Here is a 15,798-nt window from a genome sequence, read left to right as displayed (position 1 = left end):
TTTTAAATGTACCCAAGCGATATAAGTGACAAAGAATGGAAGATGATAGAGCAATATTTTGAACCTAAAAAGACCGGCAGACCAAGAAAACACAGTATCAGAACGATTATCGATGCAATAAGGTATGTGATGAGAACAGGCTGTCAATGGAGACAACTACCTAAGAATTTTCCACCATGGAAAACCGTGTATAGTTGTAATTCGCGTTTAAAAAAAAGTGGAATATGGCAAGAAATTCATGATTTTCTAGTTAAAAAACTAAGAAAGATAATTGGTAAGAATGAAACTCCATCAGTAGGAATAATTGACAGTCAATCAGTAAAAACCACTCAAAAAGGGGATCCAGAGGATATGATGCTGGCAAGAAAGTAAAGGGTAGAAAACGCCACATCGTTGTAGATACTCTAGGTCTTGTAATTGCTGCTGAAGTACACAGTGCAAGCATTCAAGATCGTGATGGTGCACTAAATCTTTTTGTTCAAGCCAAATGCAAAGCTCCAACATTACGTAAGTTTTTTGCTGATCAAGGATATACAGGTAAATTGCAAAACCGCTGTTTATTGGAAACTGGATGTTTGTTGACGATTACCAAGAAAGTAGTTGATACAGGATTTCAGGTTATTCCTAAACGTTGGATTGTTGAGAGAACCTTTGCTTGGCTCTCCAATTTTAGACGTATGAGTAAGGATTATGAGCATTCTCCTCTCACTTCAAAAAATAACATCTTTTTTAATATGATCACTATTATGCTTCACAAATTAGCTCATTCTTGAGTTTGAAGACATGCTCTTAAAACTTAGCGTACCATTCACAACCAAGGCTTTTATAAATTGACAATTGTTATGAAGCACTGCCCAGTCCCTAGCCCTTTCTTTATAATTAGTCCAATTCTCTTTACCATATTGACATTCTGATTCATCATAAATAAATGCATTAAAAGCAAGGAATTCTTGAAAATTTTCTATTAAGAACTCTTTATACCATTCTCTGTACGTGTATATATACTTATCAGCTTTTTCTTTAATATTCTTACATTTATCTTCATCACTTATCACTTCTAATATGCCAATATGCCAATTACACCTGAATTCTTATATAAAAATGAGTACATAGCACCTAAATGCGAATCCATATAATAATTACCCAGATTGCTTATAACAGGTATTTTTCCTGATTAGAGAAAATATAAGACCGTATTTTTTCCTTATCTTCTTGAGTAAGTGTAACATAACCTTCTGTCAATTTTCTGATAACCAACTCAGTAGTATCGTTTACATTATGCATTTTCTGCCTCACTTTAATTTATATATATTTAATCTATAGAATTTATAAAACGTTGCATTTCTTCTATACCAAACTGTACAACAGTGCCTGTGAGATTCGTAGGTACAGTACTGCTAGTTGCACTACTAACACAAGCTGATAAAAAAGTGTAAGATGATGTAAAAATGGTTCTAAACTGTGTTGTTATTGCATATAACTTATTTTTTCCATTTAATTCTTCCTTTAAACTTGAAATTTTTCTATCAAATTCTTCCTTTGAACTTGAATACCACATATCTAATTTTTCTATTGCACTTGAATGCTTTTTATTAAGCTCTTCTGTGAAATTTAAACACCTTCTCTCAAGTTCTTCTAATTCATTAGAGCCTGATAAGAACCGATTTTTATGCACTTTACGAAAGATTACAATATAATCCTCTAAAAAACTTCCATAGTACGACACTCTCTCATTGCAAAGTTTACTAGTGATTGACCCCTTATACTCAATAAATCTATAGCTGATTAGCATAATACTTGCTAAATAATCCACAACAAAAATATTGTACCTATCCCGAAAGTTTAAAAATTCTCTTTGTGCAATTTTTCTTTTAAGTTGTACACCTAAATTCAAAAATTCTCTGTCTAATCGTATAAATAAATCTGCAGCTTCCCTTTTTAATTGGACAAAAAAATCTGTCATTTCTCCTTCTAATTGTGTATACAAACCTGCAGCTTTTCTTTCTGATTGTAGGAAGAAGTCTGAAATTTCTTTCTCTAATGCTGTTTTCCCTCCAACACCTCTAATAGCTTGTTCTAATTCTAATAATACTCGATTATTGAGTCGCATTGAGTTGCCACTGCCATAACCCTTAGTATCACAGAAAATTATCAAATCTAAAGCTGTACCTATCCTGCCACCATATTCTATATCATCATTAATATGCTCTTTTAATTGATTGATAATCCCCAGCTCTTCTTCTTTTTCATCATCAGTACAGATTAAAGTCATTATTTCAATTAACCTATCTTGTAGTTCTTTTTTATTCATAAATTTATTGTCTCACTTAACCACTATAAAAATAACATATTGGCTAGCTAATAGCAATAAAAACTGTTATAATAGGTATCCGAGGTCTTTTAGTACTTCATAAATGCTTTATATCAGATTTATGTTTTAAAGTATCTATATGTTCAAAGGAATTATCACGGATATCGGAACTATAACTGATACTACCACTCACTACAACTCTGATCAAATTTTCTATATCAAGACACAAAACTTATCCTCTATAAATCAAGGAGATTCAATAGCTTGCTCTGGTGTGTGCTTAACTGTTGTTGATATAATGAGCGATATATTTACAGTCCAAGTGTCTCAAGAAACTATGAAGGTTGCTAACTTAAATACGTGGAAAATAGGGGAAAAAATCAACCTAGAACAAGCAATGAGGCTAAGCGACAGAATCGATGGCCACCTAGTTCAGGGTCATGTTGACGGGATAGTAAAAATTTTAACAATTGAGCGAAATTTAGATTCTCATGAAATCAAACTATCGTGCCCACAAGAATTAATTAAATTTGTTGCAAAAAAAGGCTCCGTTACACTAGATGGGGTTTCTCTCACAGTGAATTCAGTTGTTAACCAAGAGTTCACTGTGAATATCATTCCCTATACATGGGAAAATACAACTTTTCAGTACAACAAAGTAAATGATTATCTGAATTTAGAAATTGACATGATCGCTAGGTATTTAGATCAACTGATGCAGCATAAATACAATTAATTTTACAACCTCGTTATTTATAACTATTATATCTTGAAAACCATATAGATATAAAATATGCTTTTCGATAGTCTAATTATCTTCATTGTTGTTCTATGTGTAATAATCTCGGTAACTAGAGGCTTTATAAAAGAGCTATGCGCGTTGATGTTTTTATTTTTATCAGTTTTTCTGACCGCTAATCACTATGATTTTTTCACTCCAAATTATAGTAAATATTTTGATTCTCAAGTTACACTAAACATACTTTCTACAATCTCTGTATTTATTATACTTAATATTATATTAATGATAATAAATAACTGGTTAATGTACGTATTATCACCCATAAGGTTGGGATTCATCGATAGAGTTACTGGAATCTCTCTCGGAGTACTTAAAGGAATATTGCTCTCTTACGTACTATTTTTTGCTGTGTACTTATATTGCTACACAGTGTATGACAAAGAAGAATATGGCAAAAAAGAGAAGTATTCTGAAATAAAAGCAGAAGAAATATTGCCTAATTGGATAACAAATTCACACTCTTATCAGACTTTATTTGTGACAGCAGAAGAAGTAATTGACATGTATGTACCAGAGTCGTTGATACTAAAAATAAAAGAGATCGGTGGAGAAATGGTTGATCAAGAAAAATCTAAAAATAATAAAAAAGAAGAGTAAATATTCATTTATAAGCATGTTCATTGCTGTACAAGAATTATGGCAACTTCTCAATCAGCTCAAGCCAAACTCCTTTTTCATACCATCTCTTAGAGCATGTCTTCAAACTCAAGAATGAGCTAATTTGTGAAGCATAATAGTGATCATATTAAAAAAGATGTTATTTTTTGAAGTGAGAGGAGAATGCTCATAATCCTTACTCATACGTCTAAAATTGGAGAGCCAAGCAAAGGTTCTCTCAACAATCCAACGTTTAGGAATAACCTGAAATCCTGTATCAACTACTTTCTTGGTAATCGTCAACAAACATCCAGTTTCCAATAAACAGCGGTTTTGCAATTTACCTGTATATCCTTGATCAGCAAAAAACTTACGTAATGTTGGAGCTTTGCATTTGGCTTGAACAAAAAGATTTAGTGCACCATCACGATCTTGAATGCTTGCACTGTGTACTTCAGCAGCAATTACAAGACCTAGAGTATCTACAACGATGTGGCGTTTTCTACCCTTTACTTTCTTGCCAGCATCATATCCTCTGGATCCCCTTTTTGAGTGGTTTTTACTGATTGACTGTCAATTATTCCTACTGATGGAGTTTCATTCTTACCAATTATCTTTCTTAGTTTTTTAACTAGAAAATCATGAATTTCTTGCCATATTCCACTTTTTTTTAAACGCGAATTACAACTATACACGGTTTTCCATGGTGGAAAATTCTTAGGTAGTTGTCTCCATTGACAGCCTGTTCTCATCACATACCTTATTGCATCGATAATCGTTCTGATACTGTGTTTTCTTGGTCTGCCGGTCTTTTTAGGTTCAAAATATTGCTCTATCATCTTCCATTCTTTGTCACTTATATCGCTTGGGTACATTTAAAATATATCTTATAACACACTTCTTAACTCCTTTCTACTTAGTTTGAAGACATGCTCTTAAGCTGCGTATGTATACTTCTGATAATACTTTTATGCCAACTTTATAAATTACTTTTACTTTCATCAAAGGTTACAATTTAGAGACCTTGCTTCATCAATGTAATGGAACAAAACCTTTTTCGTGAGTTCAAAACCTTCTAAGGTATCTCCTTCGCATCTTGCTGTAATGCAGTTTTGTGTATTTGATGCTCTAAGGAGCCACCAACCTTTATTATCGTTTACCTTAACACCGTCAAGATCTGAAAATACAATATTTTGCTGCTCTAGTGTTTTCTTTATTGATTCAATTATTTGAAATTTTTTCTCATCTTTAACTACAATCTTCACTTCATGAGTGATATATAACTTTGGTAAGTCCTCAATTACCTGAGATAGGCTTTGGTTTTTCTTAAGTAAAATGTCAATGGCTTTCACAGCAGAATATAGCCCATCATCAAACCCTATCTCAGAAAAGAAAAAGTGCCCGCTTAATTCACCGGCAAATTTTGCCTCTTCCTCTACCATCTTTTTCTTAACTAATGAGTGTCCGGTAGCGCAGGTGATAACTTGCCCTCCTAACTTACTAACAAAATCATGCACCTTCATACTCATTTTTACGTTAGCAATCACTTTGCTTTCTGGATATTCCTCCAGCACTTCACGTGCAAAAATTATAAATAAATGGTCATTGGAAACAACGTTGCCTTTATTATCAATTAAGCGCACCCTATCGCTATCGCCATCTAGCGCAATGCCAAGATCACATTTATGTTCATTCACAATGTCAATTAATTGGGCAAGATTTTTTTCCTCCATGGGATCTGGATTATGCAGTGGAAATGCCCCATCTATAGAGTTATTGGTTACGATGTGCGTATGACCAGGTAAGATCTTTTCAATATACCTTATGATGCCACTTGCTGGACTATTTCCACAATCCCAGGCTATTTTTAATTTCTGTGTAGTATTGTTCTTTACCGCACTTTTCAATATGCGAATGTACTCACTATACATATTTATGTTAATTAAGCTTCCAATTCTTGTACTGTTTTTAATTGAATTGCTTATAACTTCCTTTATTTCTTGATCTGAAAAGACTTTTTTATTACTAAAAAATTTAAAGCCATTATATTCACTGGGGTTATGAGAGGCAGTTATTATGATACCAAGATCCGCCTGCGTGATTTGCGTTGCAGCGTAGAGCATAGGTGAAGAACATAGTCCAACGCGTATAACATTTGCTCCAGATAAAGTTAAGCCCCTAATTAATTCTCTTTCTATACTTGGTGAATCTATTCTACTATCGTAGCCGACACAAACACTAGCTACGATTTGGCCAAACTTTCTACCTATCTCGTACCCATCATTAATCTGCAAATCTTTGCCTACTATACCTCTAATATCGTATTTTCTTATAATGGTATTGTCCATACTGTACTTCTTGAAGTGACTACTATATAACATTTTGGCCAAATGCTAAAGTTTATTTATTCAATAATTAGTTGATTTTTTAAAGAAATCTGCTAATATTATAGTATATTTTTTAAAATGTGAAATTATGCCACAGGAAAACGAAAATGTATTTATATCTGAAAGTCAAAGTTTAGATGTAGATGAACAGAAGAAAAATGATATTTTAAGTGTCATTGAATCTTGCAACGATCTTCAGGATTTTATAAAAAAACTAAAGGAAGAAAATCTCATCTGGTACTTTATTGGTCCTTTACGCAAAGATGAGAACATTACAGGACAGATAAATTTAAAGTGGGAAAAGGAGTTCCAAAAATTTGAGCAATCAATAGACGCAATGCATAAAGAGCTTAAGTCGTCTCTGCCTGGTCAAAATTTCTTAGTGTATCCAACAAAGGATAATGACTTCAAAATTAGATTTGAAAATGAAGAAAAACCAATAGAAATTAGCAATATTTTAAGGGCCAGCAGTGAAGGTAAGGTTTATAACATATCTTTAGGGAAAGATAGTCAAATAACTGCAACCAAAAAAGGCAGCGAAAGGCACTATGATTTTACTGGCTCAACCTCATGTGAAATGACCATTAACTGGCAGGCTAAGGATTCTAAAGGCAATAGCATAAGTTGTAGCATGACTGTGGAAGTAGATTCCAGTGGCATAAAAAGGGTAGTTAATGAACCAAAATTTGGAGGAATAACGAGCTCAGAAGAGGTATCAAAGTTAGTTGAACAAAACAAAGAAGTTTTTATCAATGGAAAAACTCTATATCAAGCTTTTACTGACATGGATAAGAGCGTGGACGATCAGCAAGTACCAGCAGAGGAAATATTTACAAAAGATCCACAACAGTCACCTACACCAAGCAGCAGTGGGTATTCCTCTCCTGGTTCGCGTAGAAGTTCTCTTTCTGTTGAGAGCGAGATTGGTGGTGAAGAGTCTGAAATTACTGATGAATACATTGACGATGACTACGATGAACAAAAAATACACAAAGATTATGAGAAAAATTATGAGCAAGAAGGATTAAAAGGTGTAGATGAGGCTATAAATGAAATTAACAAACTTGCAGAGCAGCGTGACTTCTTGAGAGATGAAGTTAATGAACAACGGCAAGTTATATCTGAAAAAAATCAAAGAATAAAGGAACAAGGTACTTTAATTGAGTCGCTTATGAGTAAAGAGCAATTAAAGAATCAAGAGTTAGTTAAGGAATTAAATCAACTGTACAAAGAAAAAGAAGATTTAGAAATGGCAATTTAGCAATCTGGTATAGGTAAAAAGTCTCTTGCAGATGAGATAGAAGAAGTGGAGAAAAATGAGAAAATAGAGAGTTTGAGAAAAGAAATTAAGCAGAAGGATGAAAAGATACAGCAGATAGTAAGAGAGAGCCAGAAATTAGAAGGAAAGCTTCAAGATTTAAGGGCAAAGTATTCGGAAGTAAAAAACGAAGATAGTGAGTATATTGAAAATTTAACCCGTAAACTAAAACAAGCTAAGATTGAATTTATCGATAATAAAGATAAGCTGACTGAGCAAATAGAAAAATTGGCAGAAGAAAAGGAAAATTTATTTAGACAATTAAGAGCAAAAAGTACAGATTCAACATCGTTCAGAAAGCAACAATCAGAAATAGATAAGCTTAAACAACAGCTTAAGGAAAAGGAAGGGATGTTAACGTGTACACAGGAAGAGCTGGCATCTGTCAAAGAGAGTCTAGAGCAACTGCAGAACATATTACAGCAGGAAAAAGGTCAGGAAGAGACAGCAGCTACATCAACTCAAACTGAAGTTGAATATGAAAGTAGAGGAACAAGCATGCAGCAGCAAGACCAAGGTATACAAGCTGTAAACAACAACTCAAGCAGAATAGCTAATGGGTTAAGACAAGAAAATAAGAAATTGACTAGAGACAAACTAACTATATCCAAGCAATTAAAACAAAAAATAAGAGAGATTGACGAACTAAAGAAAAATTTAAAGCAATTACAAGAAGAAAATAAACGACTAAAACAAGAAGTTACTAAAAATGCAGGAGTTGATGCATCATCTTCAACAGGTCAAAAAGAAGCTAAAGAAGCAGAAGTTCAAACTGGCGTGAAAATGAATGATGTCCGTGATTTATATAATGAAGAAGGTGATATGTTAAAACAGAATTCTCAAATCCAAACGTAATCCCTGCTCAGGATCCAGAAAAATCTCCTCCTCTTTCAAAATGATGAGTTTTTGCTTCTATTGTCAACTATAGCTAATACCAATTCCCATTGCACAGAGAGCGGATAGACAATAACAAAGAAAAAGCCCATACTGAAAGAAGTAAAATAGCGAGGTATAAATGGCATTAAGATCAAAATTATTGGACGAAAAAGTGANNGCAAAAGAAATGCTGAAGAAAGTAAGAAATAACGCATATGTTGCAAAAAAACTAAATGCCGTAATTGCAGCAAAAAAGCACAGTATGNTAGCAAAGATATGCTGCATTTCAAGAACTACACTGANNCTGCATGATCTAAAATTTGGTAGAGAAGAAAAATTGTTTGCTTCACCTCAACGCCGTAGAAAAACTATATCGAACCAAAGTCAACTTGAACAAATTGAAGTGTGGATACAAGAAAATTCTAATATTACCATTGAGGAGCAAGAAACACACCACAACAAAGATACCAATTTTGATATTTCAGAGTTTTAAAACTCATAATCTGCTTTACAAGCTTCTTTTCATACCACCAGCTTTAGCTGGTTGTAGTTGATAAATAAAATCCTAAGGCATTTTTTACTGTAGATTAATCATTTGATTATAGTATCATTTTAATTAAGCCTATGTTTTGAACATTTATGAAAAATATTTTATATTTCATACTATTAGTTGTCGTATTTGGATCACTGAGCCTATTTGCCATAGAGCGGCTTGAAGAAAAGAAAATTGAATCAGTTCATAAAAACGAAAATGTAGGTGTAAGGAAGCAAGATAGCACAAATCAAAAAGATGAGTTGAAAAGCAACGTCGATGCTAAACAAACACAAGAGGCTGAGAGCAAAAGATTAGACGGCACTACCGATAAAGAGAAACTGCAACACAACGAGGACAAAGCTTCCGTGGTTGAAAAAACTATCAGTGAAGGTGAAAGGATTGATAAAGATTTGCCAAATGACCAGCTAGAAGAAAGTACAGGCGAATTTGCTCGAAATTTACCAAATGTGGCCAATAAAGAAGTGAATAAAGATTTGAAACCAGAGCCTTTGCCTTTAAGTGCTGATTTAAATGAGAATACAGCTAACCCGCAAAAAAATCTACAAGCTGATCAGAAGATTGATATAAAAGATAATGAACTTTCAAAAAGTGATGCGAGTCAATTATTAGAANGAAAAAAAGAAAAAGTAGAGAGTCAGCTTGAAGAANAAAAAGTGAAAGAAACAAACAGTAATTCCAAGAACCGCAATAGAGTAAAACCTATAACTAAAAGATGAAGAAGAGCAAAGTGAAAAGAAAAATTTACAAAAATGGACAAAGCTCAACAGAGAACCAATAAAAGAATGGAGTCATAAAGATATACAAAGCAAGTCAATATATAAACGACAATATGATAGCCTTAATGAGCATCTTCCTACAACTGTATTTATTGATGATTACAGTAAGCAATTTTTTTACTGTATTAAGAAAAATAACTTACCTTGCTTAAGAGGAGTAATAAGTAAGCTAGAAAAAATTGGATTAACAACTCAAGAAATACTAAGATTTAGAAATAAATTGGGTGACACTCCTCTAATTTATTCAGTTAAACAAGGTGAGGTAGACATAGTGCGCTTTCTCTTATTACAAGGCGCTGATCTTAGAGTAGTTAATAATAATTTTCAATCCCCAATTGATATAGCAATCGAAAAAAAGCAGATCAATATAATAAATGCGATTGCCGAAATGATGCCACACCTTTTAGAGGATAGAAAAATAGACAATAAAGAAAGCTCAGCAATGTACGATTGGGCTGTAAAAACGAAAGAAATACAGTGCGATAAGCAAGATGATTAGATTCTTGATATTAATTTTAGTTGGTCATTTATGTTATGGAAATGAAANNAATGATGAAAAAAATCCGATTAGTGATTTTTTAAACGCTCTGCATGATGTAAAATATGTATCTTACAGTAAAAAAGACTTTGCTGAATTTTTGGTGCAGTGCCACAAAGAGGGCGTGCCAGAAGATTTTAAGAAAGGTTTTGGTTCTAACTTAAATGGAGCTAATTTTAGTCAATTGTACCTAAGTGGATCTGTTTTTGATGGAGTGAGTCTGATTGGTGCTGATTTTTCTAACACCGATTTATCAGATGTGTCTTTCATTGATGTTGATTTACGTGGTGCTAATTTCTCCAATGCTAATTTACATGGCATTAAAATAAAAGGTACAAATTTGAGTTTTACAAAATTTGTTTCTGCAAACTTAACAGATATCGTATTTGATCAGTCTAATGTTAGTTATGCTGATTTTATCAATTCCGATCTTAAAAAAGTAAGTATGCACAATGTAATTGGTATGCATACTAATTTCTCGAATGTGAAAATGAGTTTTTCTAGCTTATCAAACTCGAATGTTAGCCACGTAAATTTTAGTGATAGTGAAATAAACGATACTGTTATGCAGCAAAACAACCTTGATAATGCAAGTTTCTTTGGAGTGGATGCATATAAATTAAAGATACAATTTTCTTCATTAAAAAATGCTAACATATATGGTGCAGAGTTAAAAGAATCAGACTTTACAGGTAGCAATCTTTCCGATGCCTGCCTTAATTCTTCTATCATAATTAACAGTAACTTCGACGAAGCTAATTTAAGCAACACACAAATTTCCTATGTGAATGACGATAATTCAAGTTTTGTTCAATCTATACTAAATGGTTCCAAGATAAAACATGTATATGTTTCTGAAGCAAATCTTCAGGATGCTGATTTATCCAATATTGATTTTAGTTTTAGTGAACTGCATCAAGTTAATGTCTCTAATGCTGACATTCGTCACGGAAAGTTTCATAATACTAAAGTTGCGAATTCTAACATGAATGGCTCATTTTTTGACCATTCACTATTTACCTATGTGAAGATAGAAGATTCAGACCTTTCTACAACTTCAATGTATAAGATAAAAATCCAAGACTCTCAAATTTATAACAGTACACTTTCTCACCATAATATTGATTCCAGTGAAATAGAAAATTCAACATTCTTTAATTTATTAGCTGATAATTCGAGCTGGTCCAATTTAAAAGTAACTAATTCAAATTTTATTGAAAGCGATTTCAGACCTTCTTTGCTTCACAATAATGCCTTTAGGAAAACTAGTTTTTTTCTTAGCAATTTGAGCAATTCAACAATTAGTGATATGTCTTTTTACTCTTCAAGCATATATAAAAGTTCAGTTGCTGATGCTCATTTAACAGGTTGCAAATTTGATAATTCAATTTTGATTAACAATAAAGGGCAGAAAAACCTTGCAGGTTTAGAAAACGCTATAACTTCAATTGAAGATTTGCAAGAGAAAATATCACAGGGTGAAAAATTTAATGTAAATTATTCTTACTTTGAATTTAAGAATATGAATTTAGAAAATGCTGATTTTTCTAATTCAACATTGAGTAGAGCAAAGTTTGTAAATGTTAATTTGAATAAGGCAAATTTTGAAAAGACCGATTTGCGCTATACTGTCTTTGATAATTCTTCTCTTATTGGCACCAACTTATCAAATTCTAATTTAGAAGGTTCTAGCTTTTTAAACTCTGATCTAAAAAGCGCCATGTTAAAAAATGCAAAGAAAAATGACCGTAAAAAGTGAGGGCGTGTTATTGGTTCTATCCTCCCCTTCTGGAGCTGGAAAAACTACTATATCAGCAAAATTACTTGAGCGATCAACTAATTTAGTTAGGTCTGTTTCTATGACTACGCGCAGGCCTCGCTCCGGCGAAATAAATGGAAAAGACTATTTTTTCGTTACCGAAGAAAAATTTCACGAGTTATGCGAAGCTGGTCAGATGCTTGAATACGCCAAAGTTTTTGAGAATTTTTATGGTATACCAAGAAATTTTATAGAGCAAAACCTGAGCAGTGGAATAAGCGTTTTACTCAGCATAGACTGGCAAGGAGCATTTCACTTATTCAAGCTCATGAGAAAAAAAGTTGTGAGTATTTTTATACTTCCCCCTTCAATGGAAGAGCTTAGGTTGCGTTTGCAAAAGCGTAATAGTGATGATGCGAGCGAAATAGAGCGCAGATTAGCCGAAGCTCAAAAAGAGATAAGCAAACGTGATAAATATGATTATGTAATAATCAATGATGATATTGATAAAAGTGTAGAAGAGATAAGCTCCATACTAAATAAAGAAAGACTTAAAAAACTAAAAGAAAAACCAAGTCTGGAAGATTTATAAAAGCATCAATCTGCAGCTATAGTTTCTTATCCTATAGCTATACCGCCGCGAACCGTCATACCGCCGCGGTATCCACAACTGTACGAACGTTGTGATTTTGGCCTACCAGAAGGGCAATGCCTCTTATCCAAGTACCCTCTTCTTGTCATTCCAGTGCTTGACACTGGAATCCAGTTTTCCATATAATCTCATCAAAAATGTTTATTTTCTAGCTACTTTTATACTTATCAACTCAGTATGCTTACTTACAATTAAAATTCCTGGATCACAGTGTCAAGCACTGGGATCTGATGGGCCAAAATCACAACATTCGTACAGTTGTACGCGGTATCTCAGCATAGATTCCGCTAACGAGTAGCGGAATGACGGTTTTTCAAATTGTCGTAAGTCAGTTTAGCTATATTTTAGCCGATAGCACGTTTCGCAGTTTAGCTATATTTATTATTTTTTAAGACAAAATGGTTAAAATAGTAGACAACTGTTCAAGTGAGGATTTGACTATGATAACAGATTTTCTAATAGAAACTAGTTTTCTGCCTTTCCACCTATATTTTGATCACATATACAACGTTTAGCTCAACTTAAAAGTCAAACTTCTTGGTTGTTATACCAAACTTCGTTATTGGGAAGACAAATAGGACATATTATAAATATGCTTAAACTCCGCAATTACAGGCAAAAGGGCTATTTTTAATTTGTCTTATTATTAATGAGACTTGGTATTAGTTTAGTGCTGACAACTTAAATAGCTTTTAATATTGAGGTTTTAGTATGGGTAAAGACGAGCAATTGTACTCCATTATAGAGAGAAAGGTAAAAAAAGAAGAACACAAGCGTGAAAAACCAAGAAGTCGAGATGGAGCTCTCAAGAAATGTGAAAGGTTATTTGAGGAAGGTGCTAGCTCTGAAGTATTAACTAAATTAGAAGAATCACTTAGAGAACAAGAAAAATATTATAGGTATTATGTCCAATGCTTCCTTCCAGTGCTAGATAAAGCAATAGAACGATCGAAAAAAATATCAAATGAAACAAAAAAGCAAGTAATTTCTAAAATTACTTATAATAGCAAATATTGTTCTAATAGTATTACCCACAACCAAAATGATCGTAGGAATAGTGAAGATAGTGAAGCAGAAAGTGGCTACGGTAGCGATGTTGAAGATGATCATAAAGTAGAAATAAGCAACGAAATAACAAATAGCAATGCTCTATTACTAAAAGCGATCAAAAATGGAAAGAACAGGAAATTTAAAAAATATCTAAAAGATTGTACGGATATTAATAGTGTGAAAGGTGAAAAAGACAACAATATTTTACACCTTATCGTGTCGTTGGAAAAGAAACAGAAATGCAAATTTCTAGGTACCCTAATAAAAACGATCACGAAAGAAGATCTAGCACAACTTGTTGATAGTGAAAATCAAGAAGGAAAGACTCCTTTTCAGGTAGCACTAATTAACAAGATAATAAAAGGGAAACATGATTCTCACACAATCCAAGATAACGATAACACACTTAAGTTTCTTATAAAATTGCTAGAGTATGGAGCCAGCTCTGACAATTTAGGATTATCTACAAAAGAATTACAATACTTAAAAGAAGAGCAAAAGACATACTATTGTGATTTCTTAGAAAAATTAGCAAAGTCAGTAAAGAAACCTGAATTAAAATCAGAAATAAGAACAAAAATTAAAGAAATTATACGACATACCATAAATACTCCAGATAGTAATGATAATTATCAATTACATTTAGCAATTAAAGATAAAGATGAAAAATCTTTTAAGGAATTATTGCAAAAAGGAGCAGATATTAATCTTAAAGATGTAAATGGCAACAATGCTTTACATCTAATAGTTACAGAATTAGAGAAAAAACAAAAACTTGAATTTTTAAATATAATATTAAATGTAAGTGAGAAAGAGAAGCTTAAAGCACAACTTAAAGAAGCTATAAATGCTGAAAATACAGCAAAACAAACACCTCTTCATTATTTATTTCAGCATATAAGAGAAAAAAATGAGGATCGATCATTTATAGATAGAAAATTTGAAAAAACAAATAGATATAAAACCTTAGAGTTATTTTTACAAAATGGTGCAGATATTACTGTGCAAGATAAAGATGAAAAAAATGCTCTTCACTATATTGCTTCATTCAAAGGAAGACAAAAAGTCGCATGTTTGGAATTGATTTTAGGTTTAGTGAAAAATGGAACAATATCTAAAGATAAATTAGGTGAAGCTATAAATGCTAAGAACGGAGAAGGGAGCACACCCCTAGGATTGGCATTAAAGAAAAAAGCAGAAAAAAGAAGTATCGAATATCTATCGCAAGGAACAATTTTTGATTTAGCAACTAATTATGATAGTACAACAAAGTTTTGTGCAGCATTATTACAAAACGGTGCTAACCCTGATTCTTTGTGGTTAGAAGATTCAAAATTCCATACTAAAAAGTACTATTTAACTTTACGAGATCTAAAAGATTATTCAGGGACTCCACAGAAAGCACAGGAGAAAGCTAAAGAACTAAAAGAGAAGCTTGAGGAAAAATACCACTGTGGAACTGCTTCGAAAAAATGTCAGTCAGGCATTAAAAAGCTAGGTTCTGGTATAAAAAAAGGAGTATCTGCTACAGAAGAAGTACTATCTGCTGTTGGAAAATACATAAATCCAGCCGAAAGAACTCGCGAACTGTTAGCAATCACAATAACGATTACAGTTATTGCAATGGTAACATTTGCTTTCTTTCAGGGTCAAATGGCAATTGGAGCAGCCATTCCTATCATAGCTACTGCTGGAGTTATATGTCTTACTTTAACTTTAGGATTTAGTGGTATTAAGAAACTTTTTGAAAAATCAACCAACAAAGCACAGGACACATTTAACGACAAAAATCTCTCTAATTCAACAACAGAGCAGAATCAAGCTTCGAAAAACCCTATTGACAATGATCAACAGAATTTAGGAAATGATTCTGAAGACCTAGAAGCAAAAAGACAACGAAATCAATCAGAATATACAGAAAACCCAGCTACTAAAATGAGCGATGTATCAATACTACGTCAATTCATGAATAAGCTAGATGGGCTAATTGTATCCGTTTAGCAGAGTGGCAAAATAGGTAGACAAGATAAACCAAAAAATCAAGAAAAAGTGAGTTTACAAGTTTACAACAAATGGTGTCATGCAAGTAGCTGACACACAACTGTACGAACATTGTCGGAGTGGGGAGTGTTAAAAAAACATAGTTGATATAACGATCACTAAGAGCATGTCTTCA

At 32.9% G+C, this 15,798-nt stretch carries 16 protein-coding genes and 2 pseudogenes; 11 read left to right on the top strand and 7 right to left on the bottom strand.

Annotated elements, in window-relative coordinates; translation table 11 throughout:
- Positions 1-6 precede the first annotated feature (6 nt).
- Both NOX90_RS00690 and NOX90_RS00685 read left to right on the top strand, forming a co-directional pair.
- Positions 7-372, top strand: coding sequence for a transposase (locus NOX90_RS00690; RefSeq protein WP_375603639.1), 366 nt, complete (start codon positions 7-9; stop codon positions 370-372).
- Entirely contained in the window at positions 315-773 is a 459-nt protein-coding gene (locus tag NOX90_RS00685) for a transposase (RefSeq protein WP_375604575.1), read from the top strand. Before NOX90_RS00690 ends, NOX90_RS00685 begins: the two co-directional genes overlap by 58 nt.
- Here the strand turns inward: NOX90_RS00685 and NOX90_RS00680 are convergent.
- The 3 genes from NOX90_RS00680 to NOX90_RS00670 form a co-directional block, all read right to left on the bottom strand.
- Positions 759-1,055 carry a hypothetical protein gene (locus tag NOX90_RS00680; protein ID WP_375604174.1) on the bottom strand — a complete coding sequence of 99 codons (297 nt, stop codon included), beginning with the start codon at positions 1,053-1,055 and terminating at the stop codon, positions 759-761. The two genes, NOX90_RS00685 and NOX90_RS00680, sit on opposite strands and share 15 nt — an antisense overlap.
- Before the next feature lie 97 nt (positions 1,056-1,152).
- A complete protein-coding gene (locus NOX90_RS00675) occupies positions 1,153-1,284 on the bottom strand; it encodes a hypothetical protein (protein WP_375604173.1) in 132 nt (43 codons plus the stop codon).
- 28 nt (positions 1,285-1,312) lie between these two features.
- Entirely contained in the window at positions 1,313-2,311 is a 999-nt protein-coding gene (locus NOX90_RS00670) for a hypothetical protein (protein WP_375604172.1), read from the bottom strand.
- A 139-nt stretch (positions 2,312-2,450) separates the two neighbouring features.
- Between NOX90_RS00670 and NOX90_RS00665 the strand changes: the two genes are divergently transcribed.
- Positions 2,451-3,047: a riboflavin synthase gene (locus tag NOX90_RS00665; RefSeq protein ID WP_375604171.1), complete on the top strand. Its 597-nt coding sequence runs from the start codon at positions 2,451-2,453 to the stop codon at positions 3,045-3,047.
- A gap of 57 nt (positions 3,048-3,104) precedes the next feature.
- Positions 3,105-3,710 (top strand): CvpA family protein, encoded by a 606-nt coding sequence (locus NOX90_RS00660; protein WP_375604170.1) that lies wholly within the window; start codon positions 3,105-3,107, stop codon positions 3,708-3,710.
- Positions 3,711-3,818: 108 nt separating this feature from the next.
- Here the strand turns inward: NOX90_RS00660 and NOX90_RS00655 are convergent, their stop codons facing one another.
- From NOX90_RS00655 to NOX90_RS00645, 3 genes are all read right to left on the bottom strand, one after another.
- Positions 3,819-4,202 (bottom strand): transposase, encoded by a 384-nt coding sequence (locus NOX90_RS00655; RefSeq protein ID WP_375604573.1) that lies wholly within the window; start codon positions 4,200-4,202, stop codon positions 3,819-3,821.
- A gap of 17 nt (positions 4,203-4,219) precedes the next feature.
- Complete coding sequence (locus NOX90_RS00650) at positions 4,220-4,585, bottom strand: transposase (RefSeq protein ID WP_375603639.1); 366 nt, start codon at positions 4,583-4,585, stop codon at positions 4,220-4,222.
- 126 nt (positions 4,586-4,711) lie between these two features.
- Positions 4,712-6,058, bottom strand: a complete 1,347-nt coding sequence (locus NOX90_RS00645) for a phosphomannomutase/phosphoglucomutase (RefSeq protein WP_375604169.1) — start codon at positions 6,056-6,058, stop codon at positions 4,712-4,714.
- Between the two features lie 127 nt (positions 6,059-6,185).
- Between NOX90_RS00645 and NOX90_RS00640 the strand changes: the two genes are divergently transcribed.
- The 6 genes and pseudogenes from NOX90_RS00640 to gmk all read left to right on the top strand — a co-directional run bounded on the left by NOX90_RS00640 (position 6,186) and on the right by gmk (position 12,512).
- Entirely contained in the window at positions 6,186-7,358 is a 1,173-nt protein-coding gene (locus NOX90_RS00640; protein WP_375604168.1) for a hypothetical protein, read from the top strand.
- Between the two features lie 45 nt (positions 7,359-7,403).
- Positions 7,404-8,270, top strand: coding sequence for a hypothetical protein (locus NOX90_RS00635; RefSeq protein WP_375604167.1), 867 nt, complete (start codon positions 7,404-7,406; stop codon positions 8,268-8,270).
- A 160-nt stretch (positions 8,271-8,430) separates the two neighbouring features.
- A pseudogene (locus tag NOX90_RS00630) lies at positions 8,431-8,778 on the top strand (IS630 family transposase); the annotation flags it as partial.
- Between the two features lie 152 nt (positions 8,779-8,930).
- A pseudogene (locus tag NOX90_RS00625) lies at positions 8,931-10,122 on the top strand (ankyrin repeat domain-containing protein).
- Complete coding sequence (locus NOX90_RS00620) at positions 10,115-11,920, top strand: pentapeptide repeat-containing protein (RefSeq protein WP_375604166.1); 1,806 nt, start codon at positions 10,115-10,117, stop codon at positions 11,918-11,920. Before NOX90_RS00625 ends, NOX90_RS00620 begins: the two are co-directional and overlap by 8 nt.
- Positions 11,904-12,512 carry a guanylate kinase gene (gene gmk, locus NOX90_RS00615; RefSeq protein ID WP_375604639.1) on the top strand — a complete coding sequence of 203 codons (609 nt, stop codon included), beginning with the start codon at positions 11,904-11,906 and terminating at the stop codon, positions 12,510-12,512. The genes NOX90_RS00620 and gmk overlap by 17 nt, the downstream gene beginning before the upstream one ends.
- 26 nt (positions 12,513-12,538) lie before the next feature.
- Here the strand turns inward: gmk and NOX90_RS00610 are convergent, their stop codons facing one another.
- Positions 12,539-12,694 carry a hypothetical protein gene (locus tag NOX90_RS00610; protein WP_375604165.1) on the bottom strand — a complete coding sequence of 52 codons (156 nt, stop codon included), beginning with the start codon at positions 12,692-12,694 and terminating at the stop codon, positions 12,539-12,541.
- Positions 12,695-13,283: 589 nt separating this feature from the next.
- Between NOX90_RS00610 and NOX90_RS00605 the strand changes: the two genes are divergently transcribed.
- On the top strand, positions 13,284-15,623 hold the full coding sequence (locus NOX90_RS00605; RefSeq protein WP_375604164.1) for an ankyrin repeat domain-containing protein: 2,340 nt from the start codon (positions 13,284-13,286) through the stop codon (positions 15,621-15,623).
- The last annotated feature ends 175 nt before the right edge of the window (positions 15,624-15,798 follow it).

The sequence above is a fragment of the Wolbachia endosymbiont of Anurida maritima genome (genome assembly GCF_042182995.1).
GTDB lineage: Bacteria > Pseudomonadota > Alphaproteobacteria > Rickettsiales > Anaplasmataceae > Wolbachia.
Note: the sequence above shows the minus strand (reverse complement) of the source record. Positions and strands in the feature narration are given on the sequence as shown.

Excerpts from the sequence above, each read along its gene's own strand:
- NOX90_RS00650 (WP_375603639.1), bottom strand. The coding sequence starts at position 4,585 with ATGTACCCAAGCGATATAAGTGACAAAGAATGGAAGATGATAGAGCAA.
- gmk (WP_375604639.1), top strand. The coding sequence starts at position 11,904 with ATGACCGTAAAAAGTGAGGGCGTGTTATTGGTTCTATCCTCCCCTTCT.
- NOX90_RS00660 (WP_375604170.1), top strand. The coding sequence starts at position 3,105 with ATGCTTTTCGATAGTCTAATTATCTTCATTGTTGTTCTATGTGTAATA.
- NOX90_RS00640 (WP_375604168.1), top strand. The coding sequence starts at position 6,186 with ATGCCACAGGAAAACGAAAATGTATTTATATCTGAAAGTCAAAGTTTA.
- NOX90_RS00670 (WP_375604172.1), bottom strand. The coding sequence starts at position 2,311 with ATGAATAAAAAAGAACTACAAGATAGGTTAATTGAAATAATGACTTTA.
- NOX90_RS00645 (WP_375604169.1), bottom strand. The coding sequence starts at position 6,058 with ATGGACAATACCATTATAAGAAAATACGATATTAGAGGTATAGTAGGC.
- NOX90_RS00690 (WP_375603639.1), top strand. The coding sequence starts at position 7 with ATGTACCCAAGCGATATAAGTGACAAAGAATGGAAGATGATAGAGCAA.
- NOX90_RS00605 (WP_375604164.1), top strand. The coding sequence starts at position 13,284 with ATGGGTAAAGACGAGCAATTGTACTCCATTATAGAGAGAAAGGTAAAA.
- NOX90_RS00675 (WP_375604173.1), bottom strand. The coding sequence starts at position 1,284 with ATGCATAATGTAAACGATACTACTGAGTTGGTTATCAGAAAATTGACA.
- NOX90_RS00610 (WP_375604165.1), bottom strand. The coding sequence starts at position 12,694 with ATGGAAAACTGGATTCCAGTGTCAAGCACTGGAATGACAAGAAGAGGG.
- NOX90_RS00665 (WP_375604171.1), top strand. The coding sequence starts at position 2,451 with ATGTTCAAAGGAATTATCACGGATATCGGAACTATAACTGATACTACC.